The organism is Pseudomonas sp. PvP025, from assembly GCF_017832155.1.
Lineage (GTDB): Bacteria > Pseudomonadota > Gammaproteobacteria > Pseudomonadales > Pseudomonadaceae > Aquipseudomonas.
In genome coordinates this window covers 3,382,541-3,402,910 of the sequence record NZ_JAFIBJ010000001.1, presented here as the reverse complement: position 1 = coordinate 3,402,910, position 20,370 = coordinate 3,382,541, and the positions used below count along the sequence as shown (strand labels likewise).

At 54.6% G+C, this 20,370-nt stretch carries 13 protein-coding genes, 6 tRNA genes and 3 rRNA genes; 20 read left to right on the top strand and 2 right to left on the bottom strand.

Features of this window, described 5'->3' with window-relative positions; genetic code table 11:
- Nucleotides 1–16 precede the first annotated feature (16 nt).
- Together JOE32_RS14615 and JOE32_RS14610 are read right to left on the bottom strand one after the other, a co-directional pair.
- Nucleotides 17–1,108: an anhydro-N-acetylmuramic acid kinase gene (locus tag JOE32_RS14615; RefSeq protein WP_209985426.1), complete on the bottom strand. Its 1,092-nt coding sequence runs from the start codon at nucleotides 1,106–1,108 to the stop codon at nucleotides 17–19.
- Between the two features lie 3 nt (nucleotides 1,109–1,111).
- A complete protein-coding gene (locus JOE32_RS14610; RefSeq protein WP_209985423.1) occupies nucleotides 1,112–2,521 on the bottom strand; it encodes a peptidoglycan DD-metalloendopeptidase family protein in 1,410 nt (469 codons plus the stop codon).
- A 209-nt stretch (nucleotides 2,522–2,730) separates the two neighbouring features.
- On the opposite strand from JOE32_RS14610, the gene tyrS reads away from it, so the two are divergent.
- The 20 genes from tyrS to rpoB all read left to right on the top strand — a co-directional run bounded on the left by tyrS (nucleotide 2,731) and on the right by rpoB (nucleotide 20,344).
- Entirely contained in the window at nucleotides 2,731–3,930 is a 1,200-nt protein-coding gene (tyrS, locus tag JOE32_RS14605) for a tyrosine--tRNA ligase (RefSeq protein WP_209985422.1), read from the top strand.
- 552 nt (nucleotides 3,931–4,482) lie between these two features.
- Nucleotides 4,483–6,019: ribosomal RNA gene (locus tag JOE32_RS14600) — 16S ribosomal RNA — on the top strand.
- Nucleotides 6,020–6,143: 124 nt separating this feature from the next.
- A tRNA-Ile gene (locus JOE32_RS14595) sits at nucleotides 6,144–6,220 on the top strand.
- Nucleotides 6,221–6,230: 10 nt separating this feature from the next.
- Nucleotides 6,231–6,306, top strand: a tRNA-Ala gene (locus JOE32_RS14590).
- A 237-nt stretch (nucleotides 6,307–6,543) separates the two neighbouring features.
- A 23S ribosomal RNA gene (locus JOE32_RS14585) occupies nucleotides 6,544–9,435 on the top strand.
- A gap of 172 nt (nucleotides 9,436–9,607) precedes the next feature.
- Nucleotides 9,608–9,723 (top strand): 5S ribosomal RNA (gene rrf, locus JOE32_RS14580).
- The 16S, 23S and 5S rRNA genes sit together here with 2 tRNA genes alongside, the layout of an rRNA operon.
- Nucleotides 9,724–9,888: 165 nt before the next feature.
- Nucleotides 9,889–10,848: a bifunctional biotin--[acetyl-CoA-carboxylase] ligase/biotin operon repressor BirA gene (gene birA / locus JOE32_RS14575; RefSeq protein WP_209985418.1), complete on the top strand. Its 960-nt coding sequence runs from the start codon at nucleotides 9,889–9,891 to the stop codon at nucleotides 10,846–10,848.
- Entirely contained in the window at nucleotides 10,838–11,587 is a 750-nt protein-coding gene (locus JOE32_RS14570; protein WP_209985415.1) for a pantothenate kinase, read from the top strand. The genes birA and JOE32_RS14570 overlap by 11 nt, the downstream gene beginning before the upstream one ends.
- A gap of 7 nt (nucleotides 11,588–11,594) precedes the next feature.
- On the top strand, nucleotides 11,595–12,041 hold the full coding sequence (locus JOE32_RS14565; protein WP_209985413.1) for a hypothetical protein: 447 nt from the start codon (nucleotides 11,595–11,597) through the stop codon (nucleotides 12,039–12,041).
- Nucleotides 12,042–12,183: 142 nt separating this feature from the next.
- Nucleotides 12,184–12,268 (top strand) — tRNA-Tyr (locus JOE32_RS14560).
- 24 nt (nucleotides 12,269–12,292) lie between these two features.
- Nucleotides 12,293–12,366, top strand: a tRNA-Gly gene (locus JOE32_RS14555).
- Nucleotides 12,367–12,392: 26 nt separating this feature from the next.
- Nucleotides 12,393–12,468 (top strand) — tRNA-Thr (locus JOE32_RS14550).
- A 162-nt stretch (nucleotides 12,469–12,630) separates the two neighbouring features.
- Nucleotides 12,631–12,706: transfer RNA gene (locus JOE32_RS14545), tRNA-Trp, on the top strand.
- Nucleotides 12,707–12,751: 45 nt separating this feature from the next.
- The gene (secE, locus tag JOE32_RS14540) at nucleotides 12,752–13,120 is read left to right on the top strand and encodes a preprotein translocase subunit SecE (RefSeq protein WP_003232399.1); all 369 of its coding nucleotides are present in this window, start codon (nucleotides 12,752–12,754) and stop codon (nucleotides 13,118–13,120) included.
- Nucleotides 13,121–13,129: 9 nt separating this feature from the next.
- Nucleotides 13,130–13,663 carry a transcription termination/antitermination protein NusG gene (nusG, locus tag JOE32_RS14535; protein ID WP_003232401.1) on the top strand — a complete coding sequence of 178 codons (534 nt, stop codon included), beginning with the start codon at nucleotides 13,130–13,132 and terminating at the stop codon, nucleotides 13,661–13,663.
- Nucleotides 13,664–13,780: 117 nt separating this feature from the next.
- The gene (gene rplK, locus JOE32_RS14530) at nucleotides 13,781–14,212 is read left to right on the top strand and encodes a 50S ribosomal protein L11 (RefSeq protein ID WP_003176435.1); all 432 of its coding nucleotides are present in this window, start codon (nucleotides 13,781–13,783) and stop codon (nucleotides 14,210–14,212) included.
- Nucleotides 14,212–14,907, top strand: a complete 696-nt coding sequence (gene rplA, locus JOE32_RS14525) for a 50S ribosomal protein L1 (RefSeq protein WP_003232403.1) — start codon at nucleotides 14,212–14,214, stop codon at nucleotides 14,905–14,907. Before rplK ends, rplA begins: the two co-directional genes overlap by 1 nt.
- Before the next feature lie 199 nt (nucleotides 14,908–15,106).
- A complete protein-coding gene (gene rplJ / locus JOE32_RS14520) occupies nucleotides 15,107–15,607 on the top strand; it encodes a 50S ribosomal protein L10 (protein WP_003232405.1) in 501 nt (166 codons plus the stop codon).
- Nucleotides 15,608–15,685: 78 nt separating this feature from the next.
- Nucleotides 15,686–16,051 (top strand): 50S ribosomal protein L7/L12, encoded by a 366-nt coding sequence (gene rplL, locus JOE32_RS14515; RefSeq protein ID WP_053138313.1) that lies wholly within the window; start codon nucleotides 15,686–15,688, stop codon nucleotides 16,049–16,051.
- A 219-nt stretch (nucleotides 16,052–16,270) separates the two neighbouring features.
- Nucleotides 16,271–20,344, top strand: a complete 4,074-nt coding sequence (gene rpoB, locus JOE32_RS14510; protein WP_057010369.1) for a DNA-directed RNA polymerase subunit beta — start codon at nucleotides 16,271–16,273, stop codon at nucleotides 20,342–20,344.
- The last annotated feature ends 26 nt before the right edge of the window (nucleotides 20,345–20,370 follow it).

Genomic DNA, 20,370 nt, shown 5'->3' with positions numbered 1-20,370 from the left:
CGGTTTTGCGGAGCAGTCAGGCGGGGTAGATTGCGCCCAATACTCGCAACCCACGGGCGCCGGTGACGCTCGGGCGATTGGCGGCGATGCCCTCCAGGCAGCAGTGGGCCAGCCAGGCGAACGCCATGGCCTCCACCCAGTCCGGGTCGACGCCATAGACGGCGGTGCTGCTGACCTGGGTGGCGGGAAGCAGGGCGGCCAGGCGCTTCATCAGCGTGGCGTTATGGGCGCCGCCGCCGCAGATCAGCAGGGTTTCGGTCTGATGTTGAGCTGCCTGCAGGGACTCGACAATGGTCAGAGCCGTCAGCTCCAGCAAAGTCGCCTGCACATCCTCGGGCTGGAAGGCGGGCAGCCGTGCCAGGTGTTGTTGCAACCATGGCAGGTTGAATACTTCTCGACCGGTACTTTTCGGGCCTCGGGTCAGGAAGAACGGATCGCTGAGCAGCGCGCTGAGTAGCGCTGGCTCTACCTTGCCACTGGCTGCCCATTGGCCGTCACGGTCAAAGTGCTCGCCTTGTTGCTGGTGGATCCACGCATCCAGCAGCACGTTGCCCGGTCCGCAGTCGAAACCGGCTACAGGTTTGCCCGTCTCGATCAGGCTGAGGTTGCTGAAGCCTCCCACATTCAACACCGCACGGTTGCCGGTTCGTTCGCCAAACAGCGCTTCGTGGAACGCGGGTACGAGGGGCGCGCCCTGACCACCGGCGGCCACGTCACGGCTGCGGAAGTCGCTGACCACGGTGATGCCGGTGAGCTCGGTCAGCAGCGCCGGGTTGCCTATCTGTACGGTGAAGCCCCGTGCGGGTTCGTGACGAATGGTCTGGCCGTGGCTGCCAATCGCGCGAATATCCTGCGGCTTGAGGTTTTGCTGATCCAGCAATGCGTGGATGCCCTTAGCGGCAAGCTCCACCCAGTGCCGTTGGGCGATGGCCGAGCGGGCAATTTCGTCGGCGCCACTGGCGCACAGGCTGAGCAGCTCGGCGCGCAGGGTGTCCGGCATAGGGATGTAATGGGTGGCGATCAGGTTGATCGCCGAGTCCTGTTCGATCAGCGCGACGTCCAGGCCATCGAGGCTGGTTCCGGACATCACACCTATATAGCGCGGCATACCTTAACGCTTCGCCGAGGCGAGCAAGGTGGTGCGTTCCTGATCCATGCGCGCCATCAGTGGCTGGCTCTGCTGCATGAAACGCGCTCGCTCGGCCTTGGCGATCGGGTCGGCCATCGGCAGCTTCTGGCCCAATGGGTCGACGTGCACGCCGTTGACCTGGAATTCATAGTGCAAGTGCGGGCCGGTGGACAGGCCGGTAGTCCCTATGTAGCCAATCACCTGGCCCTGTTTGACCGAACTGCCGGTCTTGACGCCTTTGGCGAAGCCTTGCATGTGGCCGTACAGGGTGCGGTAGGTGTTGCCGTGCTGGATGATCACGGTGTTGCCATATCCGCCACGACGCCCTGCCAGCAAGACCTTGCCGTCACCTGCCGCTTTGATGGGCGTGCCGCGGGGGGCCGCATAGTCGACACCTTTGTGCGCGCGAATCTTGTTCAGGATGGGATGCTTGCGACCCATCGAGAAGCGCGAGCTGATACGAGCGAAGTCCACCGGTGTGCGGATGAACGCCTTGCGCATACTGTTGCCATCGGCGGTGTAGTAGCTGCTGATGCCCTGTTTGTTGGTGTAGCGCACGGCGGTGTAGGTTTTACCGCGGTTGGTAAAGCGTGCGGAGAGAATGTTGCCGGTGCCCACCACTTTGCCATTGGCGACTTTCTGCTCGTAGATCACGTCGAATTCGTCACCCTGGCGGATGTCCTGGGCGAAGTCGATGTCGTAGCCGAACACGCTGGCCATGTCCATCGTCATGCTGTGGGACAGGCCCGCGCGTGCCGCTGACTGCGATAGAGAGCTGTTGATCACGCCGTGCACGTAGGCAGAGCGCATCACTGGTTTGGTGGTGACTCGATTGAATGCAAAACCTTTGGCGCCTTTGCTCAGGCTGATGCTTTCCAGGTCGCTGAGAGCGGTGTGCAGGTTGTTCAACTGGCCGTCTGGAGTCAGTTCGAACTCAAGCTTCTGACCGCGCTTGAGTTGGGTGAATTGCTTGGCCTGTTTGTCTGTGGCCAATACCTCGCCAACGGTGGCGGAAGGAAGGCCGACCTTTTCGAACAGAGTGGAAAGCGTGTCGCCTTTGGCCACGATCACTTCGCGGTGTAGCGGGTTCTTGATGCTGTCTGCCGCAGGCTTTGCCTCGGCCTGCCGGGTATCTTCCGGGGTGTTTTCTATCTGGGCAAATGGCGATTCTGTCGGAACGTTTGTGGCTTGTTGCGCGTCGGAAGCGTCTTGATCTTGTGTCAGTTGATCAGCGGGACTTTCCAGCTCAAGGCTCAGGGAGGTTCGTTTGGCTTCTACGTCACTGGAAGGGAATACCAGGAGTGCCAGGCTAAGAAGGGCGGCGATACCACTTGCGGCGAGCAGGTGGGTCTTCGGGTAAAGCGGTGGCGCTTTAGACGGTTCAGTGGTCATAGGTAATTTTGACTTTGAAGATGAAATGGAAAAGATGAATGACATGATGAAGATGAAATAACTGTATAAAATATAACCAAATCATCTGTGGCGCAAGCTCGCGAACGCTGGGCTTGCTGAACGGTGTCCGTGCGCAGGGCAAAACTTGTAATTAGTCCCTGATCTTGTATGGTTGGTTCCCTTTTGAATCTGAGCCTTGCGGGTCTGTTATGAAGTCGGTTGAAGAGCAGCTAGCGCTGATAAAACGTGGTGCGGAAGAACTGTTGGTCGAGGCCGAGCTGATCGAAAAGCTCAAGCGTGGTCAACCCCTGCGTATCAAGGCTGGCTTTGATCCCACGGCGCCGGATCTGCACCTGGGTCATACCGTGCTTATTAACAAGCTGCGTCAGTTTCAGGAGCTGGGGCATCAGGTCATCTTCCTTATAGGTGACTTCACCGGGATGATCGGGGATCCGAGTGGCAAGAGCGCCACGCGCCCTCCGCTGACTCGCGAGCAGGTACTCGATAATGCCGAGACCTACAAGACTCAGGTGTTCAAGATTCTTGATCCGGCCAGGACCGAAGTTGCGTTCAACTCCACCTGGATGGATCAGATGGGGCCGGCGGACTTCATTCGCTTGACGTCCCAGTACACGGTGGCGCGCATGCTTGAACGCGATGATTTCGACAAGCGTTACTCCACCAATCAGCCTATTGCCATTCATGAGTTCCTTTACCCGTTGGTTCAAGGGTATGACTCGGTAGCGTTGCGCGCGGATGTTGAGCTGGGGGGTACCGATCAGAAGTTCAACCTGCTGATGGGGCGCGAGTTGCAGCGCGCGTATGGGCAGGAGGCTCAGTGCATTCTGACCATGCCGTTGCTGGAGGGGTTGGATGGTGTCAAGAAGATGTCCAAGTCCTTGGGTAACTATGTGGGTATTCAGGAAGCGCCAGGGGTGATGTATGGCAAGCTGGTGTCGATTCCGGATGCGCTGATGTGGCGCTACTTCGAGCTGTTGAGCTTCCGTTCCATGGATGAGATCAATGGGCTGCGGGCTGAAGTCGAGGCGGGCGCCAATCCACGGGATGTGAAGATCAAGCTGGCGGAGGAAATCGTTGCGCGGTTCCACGGTGAGGAGGCTGCGGCCAATGCTCATCGTGCGGCAGGTAACCGCATGAAGGATGGCGAGCTGCCGGATGACCTGCCGGAGATCGAGTTGACTGCTGCAGAGGCGATGCCCGTGGCGGCTGTCCTTAATAAGGCAGGTTTGGTGAAGAACTCTGCGGTTGCGCGTGATCTGCTGGGGTCCGGTGGTGTGCGTATAGACGGTGAGGTTGTTGATCGCACCTTTATGTATGAGCTGGGCGCTACTCACGTTTGCCAGGCTGGAAAGAAGGCATTTGCGCGTATTACGCTCAAAGCCGAATAAACCTGAAATTAAGTGTTGACGGCGAATTATATCTGTCTATAATTCGCCCCACTTCCGGCGCAGTCGAAACGGAAAACTCCTTGGTAAACAAGTAGTTATGCAGGATTCGACAGCGAGTTGCTTCAGTTCATCGAAGTCCGGAAGAAGTTGATAGTGCGGTGTTGTTTGGCGCTATTAACGTTTCGATCTTCTCGGTCGAAAGCGGAGAAAATGAGGTGTTGACAGCAGCGTGTAACGCTGTAGAATTCGCCTCCCGCTAACGAGAGATCGGAAGCGCAAGTGGTTGAAGTTGTTGAAGAATTCTTCGAAAGCTTCTGAAAATAATCACTTGACAGAAAATGAGGCTGCTGTAGAATGCGCGCCTCGGTTGAGACGAAACATCTTAACCAACCGCTCTTTAACAACTGAATCAAGCAATTCGTGTGGGTGCTTGTGGAGTCAGACTGATAGTCAACAAGATTATCAGCATCACAAGTTACTCCGCGAGAAATCAAAGAATAACCAACGATTGCTGAGCCAAGTTTAGGGTTTCTTAAAAACCCAAAGATGTTTGAACTGAAGAGTTTGATCATGGCTCAGATTGAACGCTGGCGGCAGGCCTAACACATGCAAGTCGAGCGGTAGAGAGAAGCTTGCTTCTCTTGAGAGCGGCGGACGGGTGAGTAATGCCTAGGAATCTGCCTGGTAGTGGGGGATAACGTTCGGAAACGGACGCTAATACCGCATACGTCCTACGGGAGAAAGCAGGGGACCTTCGGGCCTTGCGCTATCAGATGAGCCTAGGTCGGATTAGCTAGTTGGTGGGGTAATGGCTCACCAAGGCGACGATCCGTAACTGGTCTGAGAGGATGATCAGTCACACTGGAACTGAGACACGGTCCAGACTCCTACGGGAGGCAGCAGTGGGGAATATTGGACAATGGGCGAAAGCCTGATCCAGCCATGCCGCGTGTGTGAAGAAGGTCTTCGGATTGTAAAGCACTTTAAGTTGGGAGGAAGGGCAGTTACCTAATACGTGATTGTTTTGACGTTACCGACAGAATAAGCACCGGCTAACTCTGTGCCAGCAGCCGCGGTAATACAGAGGGTGCAAGCGTTAATCGGAATTACTGGGCGTAAAGCGCGCGTAGGTGGTTTGTTAAGTTGGATGTGAAATCCCCGGGCTCAACCTGGGAACTGCATTCAAAACTGACTGACTAGAGTATGGTAGAGGGTGGTGGAATTTCCTGTGTAGCGGTGAAATGCGTAGATATAGGAAGGAACACCAGTGGCGAAGGCGACCACCTGGACTAATACTGACACTGAGGTGCGAAAGCGTGGGGAGCAAACAGGATTAGATACCCTGGTAGTCCACGCCGTAAACGATGTCAACTAGCCGTTGGAAGCCTTGAGCTTTTAGTGGCGCAGCTAACGCATTAAGTTGACCGCCTGGGGAGTACGGCCGCAAGGTTAAAACTCAAATGAATTGACGGGGGCCCGCACAAGCGGTGGAGCATGTGGTTTAATTCGAAGCAACGCGAAGAACCTTACCAGGCCTTGACATCCAATGAACTTTCTAGAGATAGATTGGTGCCTTCGGGAACATTGAGACAGGTGCTGCATGGCTGTCGTCAGCTCGTGTCGTGAGATGTTGGGTTAAGTCCCGTAACGAGCGCAACCCTTGTCCTTAGTTACCAGCACGTAATGGTGGGCACTCTAAGGAGACTGCCGGTGACAAACCGGAGGAAGGTGGGGATGACGTCAAGTCATCATGGCCCTTACGGCCTGGGCTACACACGTGCTACAATGGTCGGTACAGAGGGTTGCCAAGCCGCGAGGTGGAGCTAATCCCACAAAACCGATCGTAGTCCGGATCGCAGTCTGCAACTCGACTGCGTGAAGTCGGAATCGCTAGTAATCGCGAATCAGAATGTCGCGGTGAATACGTTCCCGGGCCTTGTACACACCGCCCGTCACACCATGGGAGTGGGTTGCACCAGAAGTAGCTAGTCTAACCTTCGGGAGGACGGTTACCACGGTGTGATTCATGACTGGGGTGAAGTCGTAACAAGGTAGCCGTAGGGGAACCTGCGGCTGGATCACCTCCTTAATCGACGACATCAGCTGCTCCATAAGTTCCCACACGAATTGCTTGATTCATTGAAGAAGACGATAGAAGCAGCTTTAAGCTCCAAGCTGATAGCTCTTAGCTAATCAGTTACGCGCTCGAAATTGGGTCTGTAGCTCAGTTGGTTAGAGCGCACCCCTGATAAGGGTGAGGTCGGCAGTTCGAATCTGCCCAGACCCACCAATTTTGTTATGGGGCCATAGCTCAGCTGGGAGAGCGCCTGCCTTGCACGCAGGAGGTCAACGGTTCGATCCCGTTTGGCTCCACCATTAACTGCTTCTGCTGTTAGAGTTTAGAAATGAATATTCTGAAGTGAATATTGATTTCTAGTCTTTGATTAGATCGTTCTTTAAAAATTTGGGTATGTGATAGAAAGATAGACTGAACGTTACTTTCACTGGTAACGGATCAGGCTAAGGTAAAATTTGTGAGTTCTCTTAACTGAGAAATTCGAATTTTCGGCGAATGTTGTCTTCACAGTATAACCAGATTGCTTGGGGTTATATGGTCAAGTGAAGAAGCGCATACGGTGGATGCCTTGGCAGTCAGAGGCGATGAAAGACGTGGTAGCCTGCGAAAAGCTTCGGGGAGTCGGCAAACAGACTTTGATCCGGAGATGTCTGAATGGGGGAACCCAGCCATCATAAGATGGTTATCTTACGCTGAATACATAGGCGTAAGAGGCGAACCAGGGGAACTGAAACATCTAAGTACCCTGAGGAAAAGAAATCAACCGAGATTCCCTTAGTAGTGGCGAGCGAACGGGGACTAGCCCTTAAGTGGCTTTGAGATTAGCGGAACGCTCTGGAAAGTGCGGCCATAGTGGGTGATAGCCCTGTACGCGAAAATCTCTTAGTCATGAAATCGAGTAGGACGGAGCACGAGAAACTTTGTCTGAATATGGGGGGACCATCCTCCAAGGCTAAATACTACTGACTGACCGATAGTGAACTAGTACCGTGAGGGAAAGGCGAAAAGAACCCCGGAGAGGGGAGTGAAATAGATCCTGAAACCGTATGCGTACAAGCAGTGGGAGCCCACTTTGTTGGGTGACTGCGTACCTTTTGTATAATGGGTCAGCGACTTATTTTCAGTGGCGAGCTTAACCGAATAGGGGAGGCGTAGCGAAAGCGAGTCTTAATAGGGCGTCTAGTCGCTGGGAATAGACCCGAAACCGGGCGATCTATCCATGGGCAGGTTGAAGGTTGGGTAACACTAACTGGAGGACCGAACCGACTACCGTTGAAAAGTTAGCGGATGACCTGTGGATCGGAGTGAAAGGCTAATCAAGCTCGGAGATAGCTGGTTCTCCTCGAAAGCTATTTAGGTAGCGCCTCATGTATCACTGTAGGGGGTAGAGCACTGTTTCGGCTAGGGGGTCATCCCGACTTACCAAACCGATGCAAACTCCGAATACCTACAAGTGCCGAGCATGGGAGACACACGGCGGGTGCTAACGTCCGTCGTGAAAAGGGAAACAACCCAGACCGTCAGCTAAGGTCCCAAAGTTATGGTTAAGTGGGAAACGATGTGGGAAGGCTTAGACAGCTAGGAGGTTGGCTTAGAAGCAGCCACCCTTTAAAGAAAGCGTAATAGCTCACTAGTCGAGTCGGCCTGCGCGGAAGATGTAACGGGGCTCAAACCATACACCGAAGCTACGGGTATCACGTAAGTGATGCGGTAGAGGAGCGTTCTGTAAGCCTGTGAAGGTGAGTTGAGAAGCTTGCTGGAGGTATCAGAAGTGCGAATGCTGACATGAGTAACGACAATGGGTGTGAAAAACACCCACGCCGAAAGACCAAGGTTTCCTGCGCAACGTTAATCGACGCAGGGTTAGTCGGTCCCTAAGGCGAGGCTGAAAAGCGTAGTCGATGGAAAACAGGTTAATATTCCTGTACTTCTGGTTATTGCGATGGAGGGACGGAGAAGGCTAGGCCAGCTTGGCGTTGGTTGTCCAAGTTTAAGGTGGTAGGCTGAGATCTTAGGTAAATCCGGGATCTTAAGGCCGAGAGCTGATGACGAGTGTTCTTTTAGAACACGAAGTGGTTGATGCCATGCTTCCAAGAAAAGCTTCTAAGCTTCAGGTAACCAGGAACCGTACCCCAAACCGACACAGGTGGTTGGGTAGAGAATACCAAGGCGCTTGAGAGAACTCGGGTGAAGGAACTAGGCAAAATGGCACCGTAACTTCGGGAGAAGGTGCGCCGGTGAGGGTGAAGGACTTGCTCCGTAAGCTCATGCCGGTCGAAGATACCAGGCCGCTGCGACTGTTTATTAAAAACACAGCACTCTGCAAACACGAAAGTGGACGTATAGGGTGTGACGCCTGCCCGGTGCCGGAAGGTTAATTGATGGGGTTAGCTAACGCGAAGCTCTTGATCGAAGCCCCGGTAAACGGCGGCCGTAACTATAACGGTCCTAAGGTAGCGAAATTCCTTGTCGGGTAAGTTCCGACCTGCACGAATGGCGTAACGATGGCGGCGCTGTCTCCACCCGAGACTCAGTGAAATTGAAATCGCTGTGAAGATGCAGTGTATCCGCGGCTAGACGGAAAGACCCCGTGAACCTTTACTATAGCTTTGCACTGGACTTTGAATTTGCTTGTGTAGGATAGGTGGGAGGCTTTGAAGCGTGGACGCCAGTCTGCGTGGAGCCAACCTTGAAATACCACCCTGGCAACTTTGAGGTTCTAACTCAGGTCCGTTATCCGGATCGAGGACAGTGTATGGTGGGTAGTTTGACTGGGGCGGTCTCCTCCTAAAGAGTAACGGAGGAGTACGAAGGTGCGCTCAGACCGGTCGGAAATCGGTCGTAGAGTATAAAGGCAAAAGCGCGCTTGACTGCGAGACAGACACGTCGAGCAGGTACGAAAGTAGGTCTTAGTGATCCGGTGGTTCTGTATGGAAGGGCCATCGCTCAACGGATAAAAGGTACTCCGGGGATAACAGGCTGATACCGCCCAAGAGTTCATATCGACGGCGGTGTTTGGCACCTCGATGTCGGCTCATCACATCCTGGGGCTGAAGCCGGTCCCAAGGGTATGGCTGTTCGCCATTTAAAGTGGTACGCGAGCTGGGTTTAGAACGTCGTGAGACAGTTCGGTCCCTATCTGCCGTGGACGTTTGAGATTTGAGAGGGGCTGCTCCTAGTACGAGAGGACCGGAGTGGACGAACCTCTGGTGTTCCGGTTGTCACGCCAGTGGCATTGCCGGGTAGCTATGTTCGGAATAGATAACCGCTGAAAGCATCTAAGCGGGAAACTAGCCTCAAGATGAGATCTCACTGGAACCTTGAGTTCCCTAAAGGGCCGTCGAAGACTACGACGTTGATAGGTTGGGTGTGTAAGCGCTGTGAGGCGTTGAGCTAACCAATACTAATTGCCCGTGAGGCTTGACCATATAACACCCAAGCAATTTGACTACTCCTGACTTGGAAACAAGTAGAAGCATCAGATTGCGGTGTGTGAAGACGAGATGAACCGAAAGTTCGACGCTCACAAAACACCGACAGCTGTCACATACCCAATTTGCTGAAGCGAGGCCGTCTGGCCGCGACTCAGTACCCGAATTTCTTGACGACCATAGAGCATTGGAACCACCTGATCCCATCCCGAACTCAGTAGTGAAACGATGCATCGCCGATGGTAGTGTGGGGTTTCCCCATGTGAGAGTAGGTCATCGTCAAGATTAAATTCCGAAACCCCATTTGCGAAAGCAGATGGGGTTTTGTTTTGGGCGGTTGGAAAGTCTGATGATGCCTCTGCTGCCATTCTCAGTGCCAGTGTTCGGCCTTTCTATGCAATGACTCTGCGCATGGCTATCATGCGTGCCTCTTTGTGAGGCGATACTTGCATGCTGACGTTGTTGAAACTTCTAAAAGATGGTCGATTCCACTCGGGAGAATCGCTTGGCGCTGCCTTGGGGATTAGTCGCAGTGCTGTCTGGAAGCAGCTGCAGAATCTTGAGGCGGAGCTGAATTTACCCATCCATAAAGTCCGCGGCCGCGGATATCAGTTGGCCTCGCCGCTGGTGTTCCTGAATGCTGAAGAGATCGTGCTGAATACGGCTCCTCTGTCATGGGCAGTTCAGGTTTTCGATTCAATCGACTCTACCAACGCCGAGGCCCTTCGCCTTGTCAATGCGGGTATGGAACCCCCATTTATCGTGCTGTCGGAGCAGCAGACAGCGGGTAGAGGCAGGCGCGGCCGCAAGTGGGTGAGCCCATTTGCGCAGAACATCTATTACAGCCTCGTGTTGCGCATCGAAGGTGGGTTGCGGCAACTGGAGGGGTTGAGCCTGGTTGTCGGGTTAGCTGTAATGCATGCCTTGCGAGAATCGGGGGTGCAAGGTGCTGCCCTGAAATGGCCGAACGACGTTCTAGTCGGGCAGAAGAAAATTGCCGGTATCTTGCTGGAGTTGGTGGGCGATCCCGCTGACATCTGTCACGTTGTCTTGGGCATTGGTATCAATGCCAACATGCAGAAGGCCGACGATGTTGATCAGGAATGGACATCGGTGCAATTGCAGACGGGTGTTTCCATTAATCGTAATCACTTGGCCGCGCAACTGAGCCGTCATCTAAACAGCTACCTCGAGCGACACAGGGCCTCCGGCTTTTCGGAGCTTCAGGAGGAGTGGGAGCTGAATCACCTGTGGCAAGGTAAGTCGGTGTCTCTTATTGCCGGTATCAACCACATAGATGGTGTTGTTTTGGGAGTGGATCGTCAGGGTGCTTTGCGTCTGGATGTTGATGGTGTCGAAAAAATATACAGTGGCGGTGAGTTAAGCCTGAGGTTGCGTGATGATTCTTGAGCTCGACTGTGGGAATAGCTTTATCAAGTGGCGCGTGATCAGTTCGGGTAGCGCGAGTGCCTGTGCGGAGGGCATTGTAAGCTCAGATAGCGCACTGATTGACAGTCTGTTGGCCCTTCCGGGCCTGCTCCTTACGCGCTGCCGGCTTGTGAGCGTCCGCGCGTTAGAGGAAACCAACAAGTTGGTCGCGACGTTGGAGGAGGCATTTGGAGTTGTTGTGTGCTGTGCGGCTTCCTCCAGGGAGATGGCCGGGGTGCGCAATGGCTACGAAGATTACGAGCGTCTTGGGCTTGATCGCTGGCTGGCGGTGCTTGGCGGATATAGGCTGGCTACGGGCGCATGCCTTGTACTCGATTTCGGAACCGCCGCAACTGCAGATTTCGTTACGGCCGATGGCGAGCACTTGGGCGGATTCATTTGTCCTGGCATGCCGCTGATGCGCAACCAGTTACGCACCCATACCCGCAAGATACGTTACGACGATGCGGCGGCCGAAAAAGCCCTTGAATGTCTTCATCCTGGTCGAACAACCGTCGAGGCTGTCGAGCGCGGGTGTACTCTGATGCTCCGAGGGTTTGTGCTGACCCAGCTTGAGCTGGCCCGTCACTATTGGGGGGATGACTTTACGGTCTTCCTGACGGGTGGGGATGCGAATCTGGTGGCTGACGCGGTTCCACAAGCCCGGTTGGTTCCTGACCTTGTATTCGTCGGGTTGGCAATGGCATGCCCTTTATCTTGAGGTGATTATGCGTTGGCTGTTTTTGCTTTTGCTCGTTCTCAACATTTTTTATTACATATGGCATCAGCAAGAGGCGCCGCTGCGTGCCAAGGACGTCACTCCGCTGAGTTTGTATCGGGGCACCCAGCAGGACATTCGCCTTTTGAGCGAGTCTGCTGATGCTACTACGCGCGCGGATAGAGCAAAACTGCCAGAAGTGCAAAATACATGTATGTACATCGGTGGTTTCACTGACAAGCGTCAGGCACAGGCCCTTGAGCAGCGACTGATCAGTCTGGATATAAAGGTCAGGATTCAACTGCTAAGTACGACTGATGCTTCGGGTTACTGGCTTAGAATCGCCCCCGAAAGTCGGCGCCTGGCTAACGATCTACCCTTTGAAAACCTTGCTAAGGAATTCAACGAGTTAAAACATAAAATAATGCTGTGCGAAGGCATTGCAACTCGCGAATAGTTTGCATAGAATGGCGCCCGCTTCGCAGTGAAGAGCTTTTAAGAGCTTCAGTGCGAAACACGTCAACGCAGCTAACCTCATATTTTTAAATGAGAAAATGCTTGACAGAAGGCCGGCCTAATGTAAAATGCCGGCTCGCTTAGGAGGGGTTCCCGAGCGGCCAAAGGGATCAGACTGTAAATCTGACGTCTACGACTTCGAAGGTTCGAATCCTTCCCCCTCCACCATTTTTAGCGTGAGCTGCAAGCTCCGCGGGTATAGTTTAGTGGTAGAACCTCAGCCTTCCAAGCTGATGATGCGGGTTCGATTCCCGCTACCCGCTCCAGATTTGCAGGTTGTGCAAGGTGTTTTGCTCTTGTAGCTCAGTTGGTAGAGCACACCCTTGGTAAGGGTGAGGTCAGCGGTTCAAATCCGCTCAAGAGCTCCATATAACAAGGCAGATATGAAAATATCTGCCTTTGTTTTAACGGCTGCCTCGGCTTGGTTGTGTTGCTTCTGGCTTTAAAGGCTGGGTGGATTCAAGTCTAGTGGGGTTGGTTGTTGTAAAGTCTTTTTCAGGCCTGCATAATGGTCGGCCTGATTTTGTTTTAGGTCAGTAGCTCAATTGGCAGAGCGACGGTCTCCAAAACCGTAGGTTGGGGGTTCGATTCCCTCCTGACCTGCCAGATTCACGTAATGTGTCTGGCTTTCTTTTCACAGGATCTTCATAGATGACTCCTAAGGCTGAAGCTCAAAGCTCTCGTTTCGATCTGGTCAAGTGGCTTGTTGTTGTCGCTTTGGTGGTCGTAGGCGTTGTTGGCAATCAGTACTATTCTGCTTCGCCGATCCTGTACCGCGTACTCGCTTTGCTCGCCCTGGCTGCTGTAGCTGCATTTGTCGGTCTGCAGACCGCAAAGGGTAAGTCTTTCGCAGTATTGGTGAAGGAAGCTCGCACAGAAATTCGTAAAGTCGTTTGGCCGACTCGCCAAGAAACCACGCAGACCACATTGATTGTCGTGGCTGTTGTTCTGGTTATGGCGTTGCTGTTGTGGGGGCTTGATTCCCTGCTCGGTTGGCTTGTTTCCTTGATTGTTGGCTAAGGGTGTCCCGTGGCTAAGCGTTGGTACGTTGTGCATGCTTATTCGGGTTACGAGAAGCATGTGATGCGCTCTTTGCTGGAGCGCGTAAAGCTCGCAGGCATGGAAGATGGCTTTGGCGAAATTCTCGTTCCCACTGAAGAAGTGGTTGAAATGCGGAATGGTCAGAAGCGCAAGAGTGAGCGCAAGTTCTTCCCTGGCTACGTGCTGGTTCAGATGGACATGAATGAAGGTACTTGGCACTTGGTCAAGGACACTCCTCGTGTGATGGGCTTCATTGGCGGTACTGCTGATAAGCCTGCTCCGATCACCGACAAAGAGGCGGAAGCGATTCTGCGTCGTGTTGCTGATGGCAGCGACAAGCCCAAGCCGAAGACATTGTTCGAGCCGGGTGAGGTTGTTCGTGTCACAGATGGTCCGTTCGCTGATTTCAACGGTACTGTCGAAGAAGTTAACTACGAAAAGAGTCGTGTCCAGGTGGCAGTGCTCATTTTCGGTCGCTCCACTCCAGTGGAGTTGGAGTTCAGCCAGGTCGAAAAGGTCTAGCTGGCAAAGCATCCCAACCCCGCAGCCTTAGGCTGTGGGGTTTTGTCGTCACTGGGATAAACGCGCAAGTAACCGGGGAGCCTTTCGAGGCGTTAGAACCCGTAATTGGAGTGCCTCATGGCCAAGAAGATTACCGCTTACATCAAGCTGCAAGTGAAGGCCGCTCAGGCCAACCCTAGTCCACCCGTCGGCCCAGCTCTGGGTCAGCACGGCGTGAACATCATGGAATTCTGCAAGGCTTTCAACGCCCGTACTCAGGGTCTTGAGCCAGGTCTGCCGACTCCAGTGATCATTACTGTATACAGCGACCGTAGCTTCACTTTCGAAACCAAGTCGACCCCGGCTTCGGTTCTGTTGAAGAAAGCTGCTGGTCTGACTAGCGGTTCCGCTCGTCCTAACACCGTTAAGGTTGGCACTGTTACCCGTGCTCAGCTGGAAGAAATCGCGAAAACCAAAAACGCGGATCTGACTGCAGCTGATATGGATGCAGCCGTGCGTACCATCGCCGGTTCTGCTCGTAGCATGGGCCTTAACGTGGAGGGTGTGTAATGGCTAAGCTGACCAAGCGCCAAAAGGCTATCGCCGGCAAAATCGAAGCAGGCAAGGCCTACAACTTTGTAGACGCTGCTGCCCTGCTGACCGAGCTGTCGACTGTCAAGTTCAGCGAGTCGGTTGACGTTGCTGTAAACCTGGGTGTTGACCCGCGTAAATCCGACCAGGTCGTTCGTAGCGCTACTGTGCTGCCACACGGTACTGGCAAGACTGTACGTGTAGCTGTCTTCACCCAAGGCCCGGCAGCTGAAGCTGCTCTGGCCGCCGGCGCAGATCGCGTTGGCATGGACGACCTGGCTGCCGAAATGAAAGGCGGCGACCTGAACTACGACGTAGTTATTGCTTCCCCGGATGCAATGCGTGTTGTAGGTCAGTTGGGTCAGATCCTGGGTCCGCGCGGCCTGATGCCTAACCCTAAAGTCGGCACCGTAACTCCAGACGTAGCCACCGCTGTTAAAAACGCCAAGGCTGGTCAGGTTCGTTATCGCACCGACAAAAACGGCATCATTCACACCTCCGTTGGCAAAGTCGGCTTTGACGCCGTCAAGCTGAAGGAAAACGTTGAAGCGCTGATCGCTGATCTCAAGCGTATCAAGCCAGCTTCCTCGAAAGGCATCTACGTCAAGCGCGTCACCCTGAGCACCACTATGGGCCCAGGTCTGGTCATCGACCAAGGCTCGCTGGACGTATAAGACACAGGTTGGCGCAAGTGATTGCGCCAATTGAAAGATTGGGGTCCCTGCCTGGCGGGGGCTATCCAAGACCGTAGGCGACTCAAGTCTTAAACCAACAAGCCTACGCAGATGGTGCTCCCGGTTCCTTACCGAATCAGACACCAAAACGACATCCGGCTCCGGCCAGATGAAACGGTAACAAGCAGGAGTTAAACCCGTGGCAATTAATCTCGAAGACAAGAAGGCCATCGTCGCTGAAGTCAACGAGGCTGCCAAAGCTGCTCTGTCCGCTGTCGTGGCTGATGCCCGTGGTGTGACAGTAGGCGCTATGACCGGACTCCGTAAAGAGGCTCGTGAAGCTGGCGTATACGTACGTGTTGTACGTAACACCCTGCTCAAGCGCGCCGTTGCTGACACTGAATACAGTGTTCTCAACGACGTGTTCACCGGCCCGACTCTGATCGCGTTCTCCAAGGACCATCCAGGCGCTGCTGCCCGTTTGTTCAAGGAATTCGCCAAGAGTCAGGATAAGTTCGAGATCAAGGCAGCTGCGTTCGAGGGCAAGTTCCTCGCAGCTAACCAAATCGACGTACTGGCAACACTGCCGACCCGCGACGAAGCCATTTCGCAGCTGATGAGCGTGATTCAAGGCGCTACCAGCAAGCTGGCTCGTACCCTGGCTGCAGTTCGCGAGCAAAAAGAAGCTGCCGCAGCCTAAGGCTGAGTCACTTCTCTCGCGTATTTTTGTTTATTTCGATGGCCGCGTAGGCCGTCCCCCAATTCAGGAAATACAGCAATGTCTATCTCCCAAGACGATATCCTCAACGCCGTAGCTGAAATGTCGGTTCTGCAGGTTGTTGAGCTGATCAAAGCTTTCGAAGAAAAATTCGGCGTTTCCGCTGCCGCTGCTTCCGCCGGTCCAGCTGCTGCTGCTGCCGTTGTTGAAGAGCAAACCGAATTCAACGTCATGCTGCTGGAAGCTGGCGAGAAGAAAGTAAACGTGATCAAGGCAGTACGTGAACTGACCGGTCTGGGCCTGAAAGAAGCCAAGGCTGTAGTTGACGGCGCTCCTGCCATGGTTCTGGAAGCAGTGACCAAAGATGCCGGCGACAAAGCCAAGGCAACTCTGGAAGAAGCAGGCGCTAAAGTCGAGCTGAAGTAAGCATCGACCTTGCGTCTCCAGCCCAAGCGTCAAGCTTAAGGCTGATGGCTGGTGGCTCTTGCCACCGGCCTTTTTCCGTTCTTGGCTGTCGACTCGGTCGCCGCCATTAACGCGCTGTAGCCACCCGAAGCGGTGGTGCAAACCATGGGGTTTGCAAGATTTTCTGGCTGCTCCCGTCGGAGGGGCCAAACAAGCAGGTGACCAAGCTGGGGAACGCTGATGGCTTACTCATATACTGAGAAAAAACGTATCCGCAAGGACTTTAGCAAGTTGCCGGACGTCATGGATGTCCCGTACCTTCTGGCTATCCAGCTGGATTCGTATCGTGAATTCTTGCAGGCGGGAGCGACCAAAGATCAGTTCCGCGACGTGGGCCTGCATGCGGCCTTCAAATCCGTTTTCCCGATCATCAGCTACTCCGGCAATGCTGCGCTGGAGTACGTCGGTTATCGCCTGGGCGAACCGGCATTTGATGTCAAAGAATGCGTGTTGCGTGGCGTAACGTACGCCGTACCTTTGCGGGTAAAAGTCCGTCTGATCATTTTCGACAAAGAGTCGTCGAACAAAGCGATCAAGGACATCAAAGAGCAAGAAGTCTACATGGGCGAAATCCCATTGATGACCGAGAACGGTACCTTCGTTATCAACGGTACCGAGCGCGTAATCGTTTCCCAGCTGCACCGTTCCCCGGGCGTGTTCTTTGACCACGACCGCGGTAAGACGCACAGCTCCGGCAAACTCCTGTACTCCGCGCGGATCATTCCGTACCGCGGTTCGTGGTTGGACTTCGAGTTCGACCCGAAAGACTGCGTGTTCGTGCGTATCGACCGTCGTCGCAAGCTGCCGGCCTCGGTACTGCTGCGCGCGCTCGGCTACACCACCGAACAGGTACTGGACGCTTTCTATACCACCAACGTATTCAGCCTGAAGGATGAAACCCTCAGCCTGGAACTGGTGCCTTCGCGCCTGCGTGGTGAGATTGCCGTTCTGGATATCCAGGACGAGAAGGGCAAGGTCATTGTTGAGGCTGGCCGTCGTATTACTGCGCGCCACATCAACCAGATCGAAAAAGCCGGTATTACCTCTCTGGACGTGCCTCTTGACTACGTCCTGGGTCGCACTACCGCCAAGGTTATTGTTCACCCGGCTACAGGCGAAATCCTGGCTGAGTGCAACACCGAGCTGAACACCGAGATCCTGGCAAAAATCGCCAAGGCCCAGGTTGTTCGCATCGAGACCCTGTACACCAACGACATCGACTGCGGTCCTTTCGTCTCCGACACCCTGAAGATCGACTCCACCAGCAACCAATTGGAAGCGCTGGTCGAGATCTATCGCATGATGCGTCCTGGCGAGCCACCTACCAAAGACGCTGCCGAGACCCTGTTCAACAACCTGTTCTTCAGTCCTGAGCGCTATGACCTGTCTGCGGTCGGCCGGATGAAGTTCAACCGTCGTATCGGGCGTACCGAGATCGAAGGTTCGGGCGTGTTGTGCAAGGAAGACATCGTTGCCGTATTGAAGACCCTGGTCGACATCCGTAACGGCAAAGGCATTGTCGATGACATCGACCACCTGGGTAACCGTCGTGTTCGCTGTGTCGGCGAAATGGCCGAAAACCAGTTCCGCGTTGGCCTGGTACGTGTTGAGCGTGCGGTCAAAGAGCGTCTGTCGATGGCCGAAAGCGAAGGCCTGATGCCGCAAGACCTGATCAACGCCAAGCCAGTGGCTGCAGCGGTGAAAGAGTTCTTCGGTTCCAGCCAGCTCTCGCAGTTCATGGACCAGAACAATCCGCTTTCCGAGATCACCCACAAACGCCGTGTTTCTGCACTGGGCCCGGGCGGTCTGACCCGTGAGCGTGCAGGCTTTGAAGTGCGTGACGTTCACCCGACGCACTACGGTCGTGTTTGCCCGATCGAAACGCCGGAAGGCCCGAACATCGGTCTGATCAACTCGCTGGCCGCTTATGCGCGCACCAACCAGTACGGCTTCCTCGAGAGCCCGTACCGTGTGGTGAAAGACGCTCTGGTCACCGACGAGATCGTGTTCCTGTCCGCCATCGAAGAAGCTGATCACGTGATCGCTCAGGCTTCGGCCACGATGAACGACAAGAAAGTCCTGACCGACGAGCTGGTAGCGGTTCGTCACTTGAACGAGTTCACCGTCAAGGCGCCGGAAGACGTCACCTTGATGGACGTTTCGCCCAAGCAGGTAGTTTCTGTAGCAGCGTCGCTGATCCCGTTCCTGGAACACGATGACGCCAACCGTGCGTTGATGGGTTCCAACATGCAGCGTCAGGCTGTACCGACTCTGCGTGCTGACAAGCCGCTGGTAGGTACCGGCATGGAGCGTAACGTAGCGCGTGACTCCGGCGTTTGCGTCGTGGCTCGTCGTGGCGGCGTGATCGACTCTGTTGATGCCAGCCGTATCGTGGTTCGTGTTGCCGATGACGAAGTTGAAACTGGCGAAGCTGGTGTCGACATCTACAACCTGACCAAATACACCCGCTCGAACCAGAACACCTGCATCAACCAGCGTCCGCTGGTGCGCAAAGGTGATCGCGTTCAGCGCAGCGACATCATGGCCGACGGCCCGTCCACCGACATGGGTGAACTGGCACTGGGTCAGAACATGCGCATCGCGTTCATGGCATGGAACGGCTTCAACTTCGAAGACTCCATCTGCCTGTCCGAGCGTGTTGTTCAGGAAGACCGCTTCACCACGATCCACATTCAGGAACTGACCTGTGTGGCGCGTGACACCAAGCTTGGCCCAGAGGAAATCACTGCAGACATCCCGAACGTGGGTGAAGCTGCACTGAATAAACTGGACGAAGCCGGTATCGTTTACGTAGGTGCTGAAGTTGGCGCAGGCGACATTCTGGTGGGTAAGGTCACTCCGAAAGGCGAGACCCAACTGACACCGGAAGAGAAGCTGTTGCGTGCCATTTTCGGTGAAAAAGCCAGCGACGTTAAAGACACTTCCCTGCGTGTACCTACCGGTACCAAGGGCACCGTCATCGACGTACAGGTCTTCACCCGTGACGGCGTTGAGCGTGATGCTCGTGCACTGTCCATCGAGAAGACTCAACTCGACGAGATCCGCAAGGATCTGAACGAAGAGTTCCGTATCGTTGAAGGCGCGACTTTCGAACGTCTGCGTTCCGCTCTGGTAGGCCACAAGGCCGAAGGCGGCGCAGGTCTGAAGAAAGGTCAGGACATCACCGACGAAGTACTCGACGGTCTTGAGCACGGCCAGTGGTTCAAACTGCGCATGGCTGAAGATGCTCTGAACGAGCAGCTCGAGAAGGCCCAGGCCTACATCGTTGATCGTCGTCGTCTGCTGGACGACAAGTTCGAAGACAAGAAGCGCAAACTGCAGCAGGGCGATGACCTGGCTCCAGGCGTGCTGAAAATCGTCAAGGTTTACCTGGCAATCCGTCGCCGCATCCAGCCGGGCGACAAGATGGCTGGTCGTCACGGTAACAAGGGTGTGGTCTCCGTGATCATGCCGGTTGAAGACATGCCGCACGATGCCAATGGCACCCCGGTCGACGTCGTCCTCAACCCGTTGGGCGTACCTTCGCGTATGAACGTTGGTCAGATCCTTGAAACCCACCTGGGCCTCGCGGCCAAAGGTCTGGGCGAGAAGATCAACCGTATGATCGAAGAGCAGCGCAAGGTCGCAGACCTGCGCAAGTTCCTGCATGAGATCTACAACGAGATCGGCGGTCGCAACGAAGAGCTGGACACCTTCTCCGACCAGGAAATCCTGGATCTGGCGAAGAACCTGCGCGGCGGCGTTCCAATGGCTACCCCGGTGTTCGACGGTGCCAAGGAAAGCGAAATCAAGGCCATGCTGAAACTGGCTGACCTGCCGGAAAGCGGCCAGATGCAGCTGTTCGACGGCCGTACCGGCAACAAGTTTGAGCGCCCGGTTACTGTTGGCTACATGTACATGCTGAAGCTGAACCACTTGGTAGACGATAAGATGCACGCTCGTTCTACCGGTTCTTACAGCCTGGTTACCCAGCAGCCGCTGGGTGGTAAGGCTCAGTTCGGTGGTCAGCGTTTCGGGGAGATGGAGGTCTGGGCACTGGAAGCATACGGTGCCGCATACACTCTGCAAGAAATGCTCACAGTGAAGTCGGACGATGTGAACGGTCGTACCAAGATGTACAAAAACATCGTGGACGGCGATCACCGTATGGAGCCGGGCATGCCCGAGTCTTTCAACGTGTTGATCAAAGAAATTCGTTCCCTCGGCATCGATATCGATCTGGAAACCGAATAACACGTGACGCGAATCGAGAGCGTGGC

What these genes read in the sequence shown, in the direction of transcription:
- JOE32_RS14615 (WP_209985426.1), bottom strand. Translation starts at nt 1,108, where the DNA reads ATGCCGCGCTATATAGGTGTGATGTCCGGAACCAGCCTCGATGGCCTG.
- JOE32_RS14610 (WP_209985423.1), bottom strand. Translation starts at nt 2,521, where the DNA reads ATGACCACTGAACCGTCTAAAGCGCCACCGCTTTACCCGAAGACCCAC.
- tyrS (WP_209985422.1), top strand. Translation starts at nt 2,731, where the DNA reads ATGAAGTCGGTTGAAGAGCAGCTAGCGCTGATAAAACGTGGTGCGGAA.
- birA (WP_209985418.1), top strand. Translation starts at nt 9,889, where the DNA reads ATGCTGACGTTGTTGAAACTTCTAAAAGATGGTCGATTCCACTCGGGA.
- JOE32_RS14570 (WP_209985415.1), top strand. Translation starts at nt 10,838, where the DNA reads ATGATTCTTGAGCTCGACTGTGGGAATAGCTTTATCAAGTGGCGCGTG.
- JOE32_RS14565 (WP_209985413.1), top strand. Translation starts at nt 11,595, where the DNA reads ATGCGTTGGCTGTTTTTGCTTTTGCTCGTTCTCAACATTTTTTATTAC.
- secE (WP_003232399.1), top strand. Translation starts at nt 12,752, where the DNA reads ATGACTCCTAAGGCTGAAGCTCAAAGCTCTCGTTTCGATCTGGTCAAG.
- rplK (WP_003176435.1), top strand. Translation starts at nt 13,781, where the DNA reads ATGGCCAAGAAGATTACCGCTTACATCAAGCTGCAAGTGAAGGCCGCT.
- rplA (WP_003232403.1), top strand. Translation starts at nt 14,212, where the DNA reads ATGGCTAAGCTGACCAAGCGCCAAAAGGCTATCGCCGGCAAAATCGAA.
- rplL (WP_053138313.1), top strand. Translation starts at nt 15,686, where the DNA reads ATGTCTATCTCCCAAGACGATATCCTCAACGCCGTAGCTGAAATGTCG.
- rpoB (WP_057010369.1), top strand. Translation starts at nt 16,271, where the DNA reads ATGGCTTACTCATATACTGAGAAAAAACGTATCCGCAAGGACTTTAGC.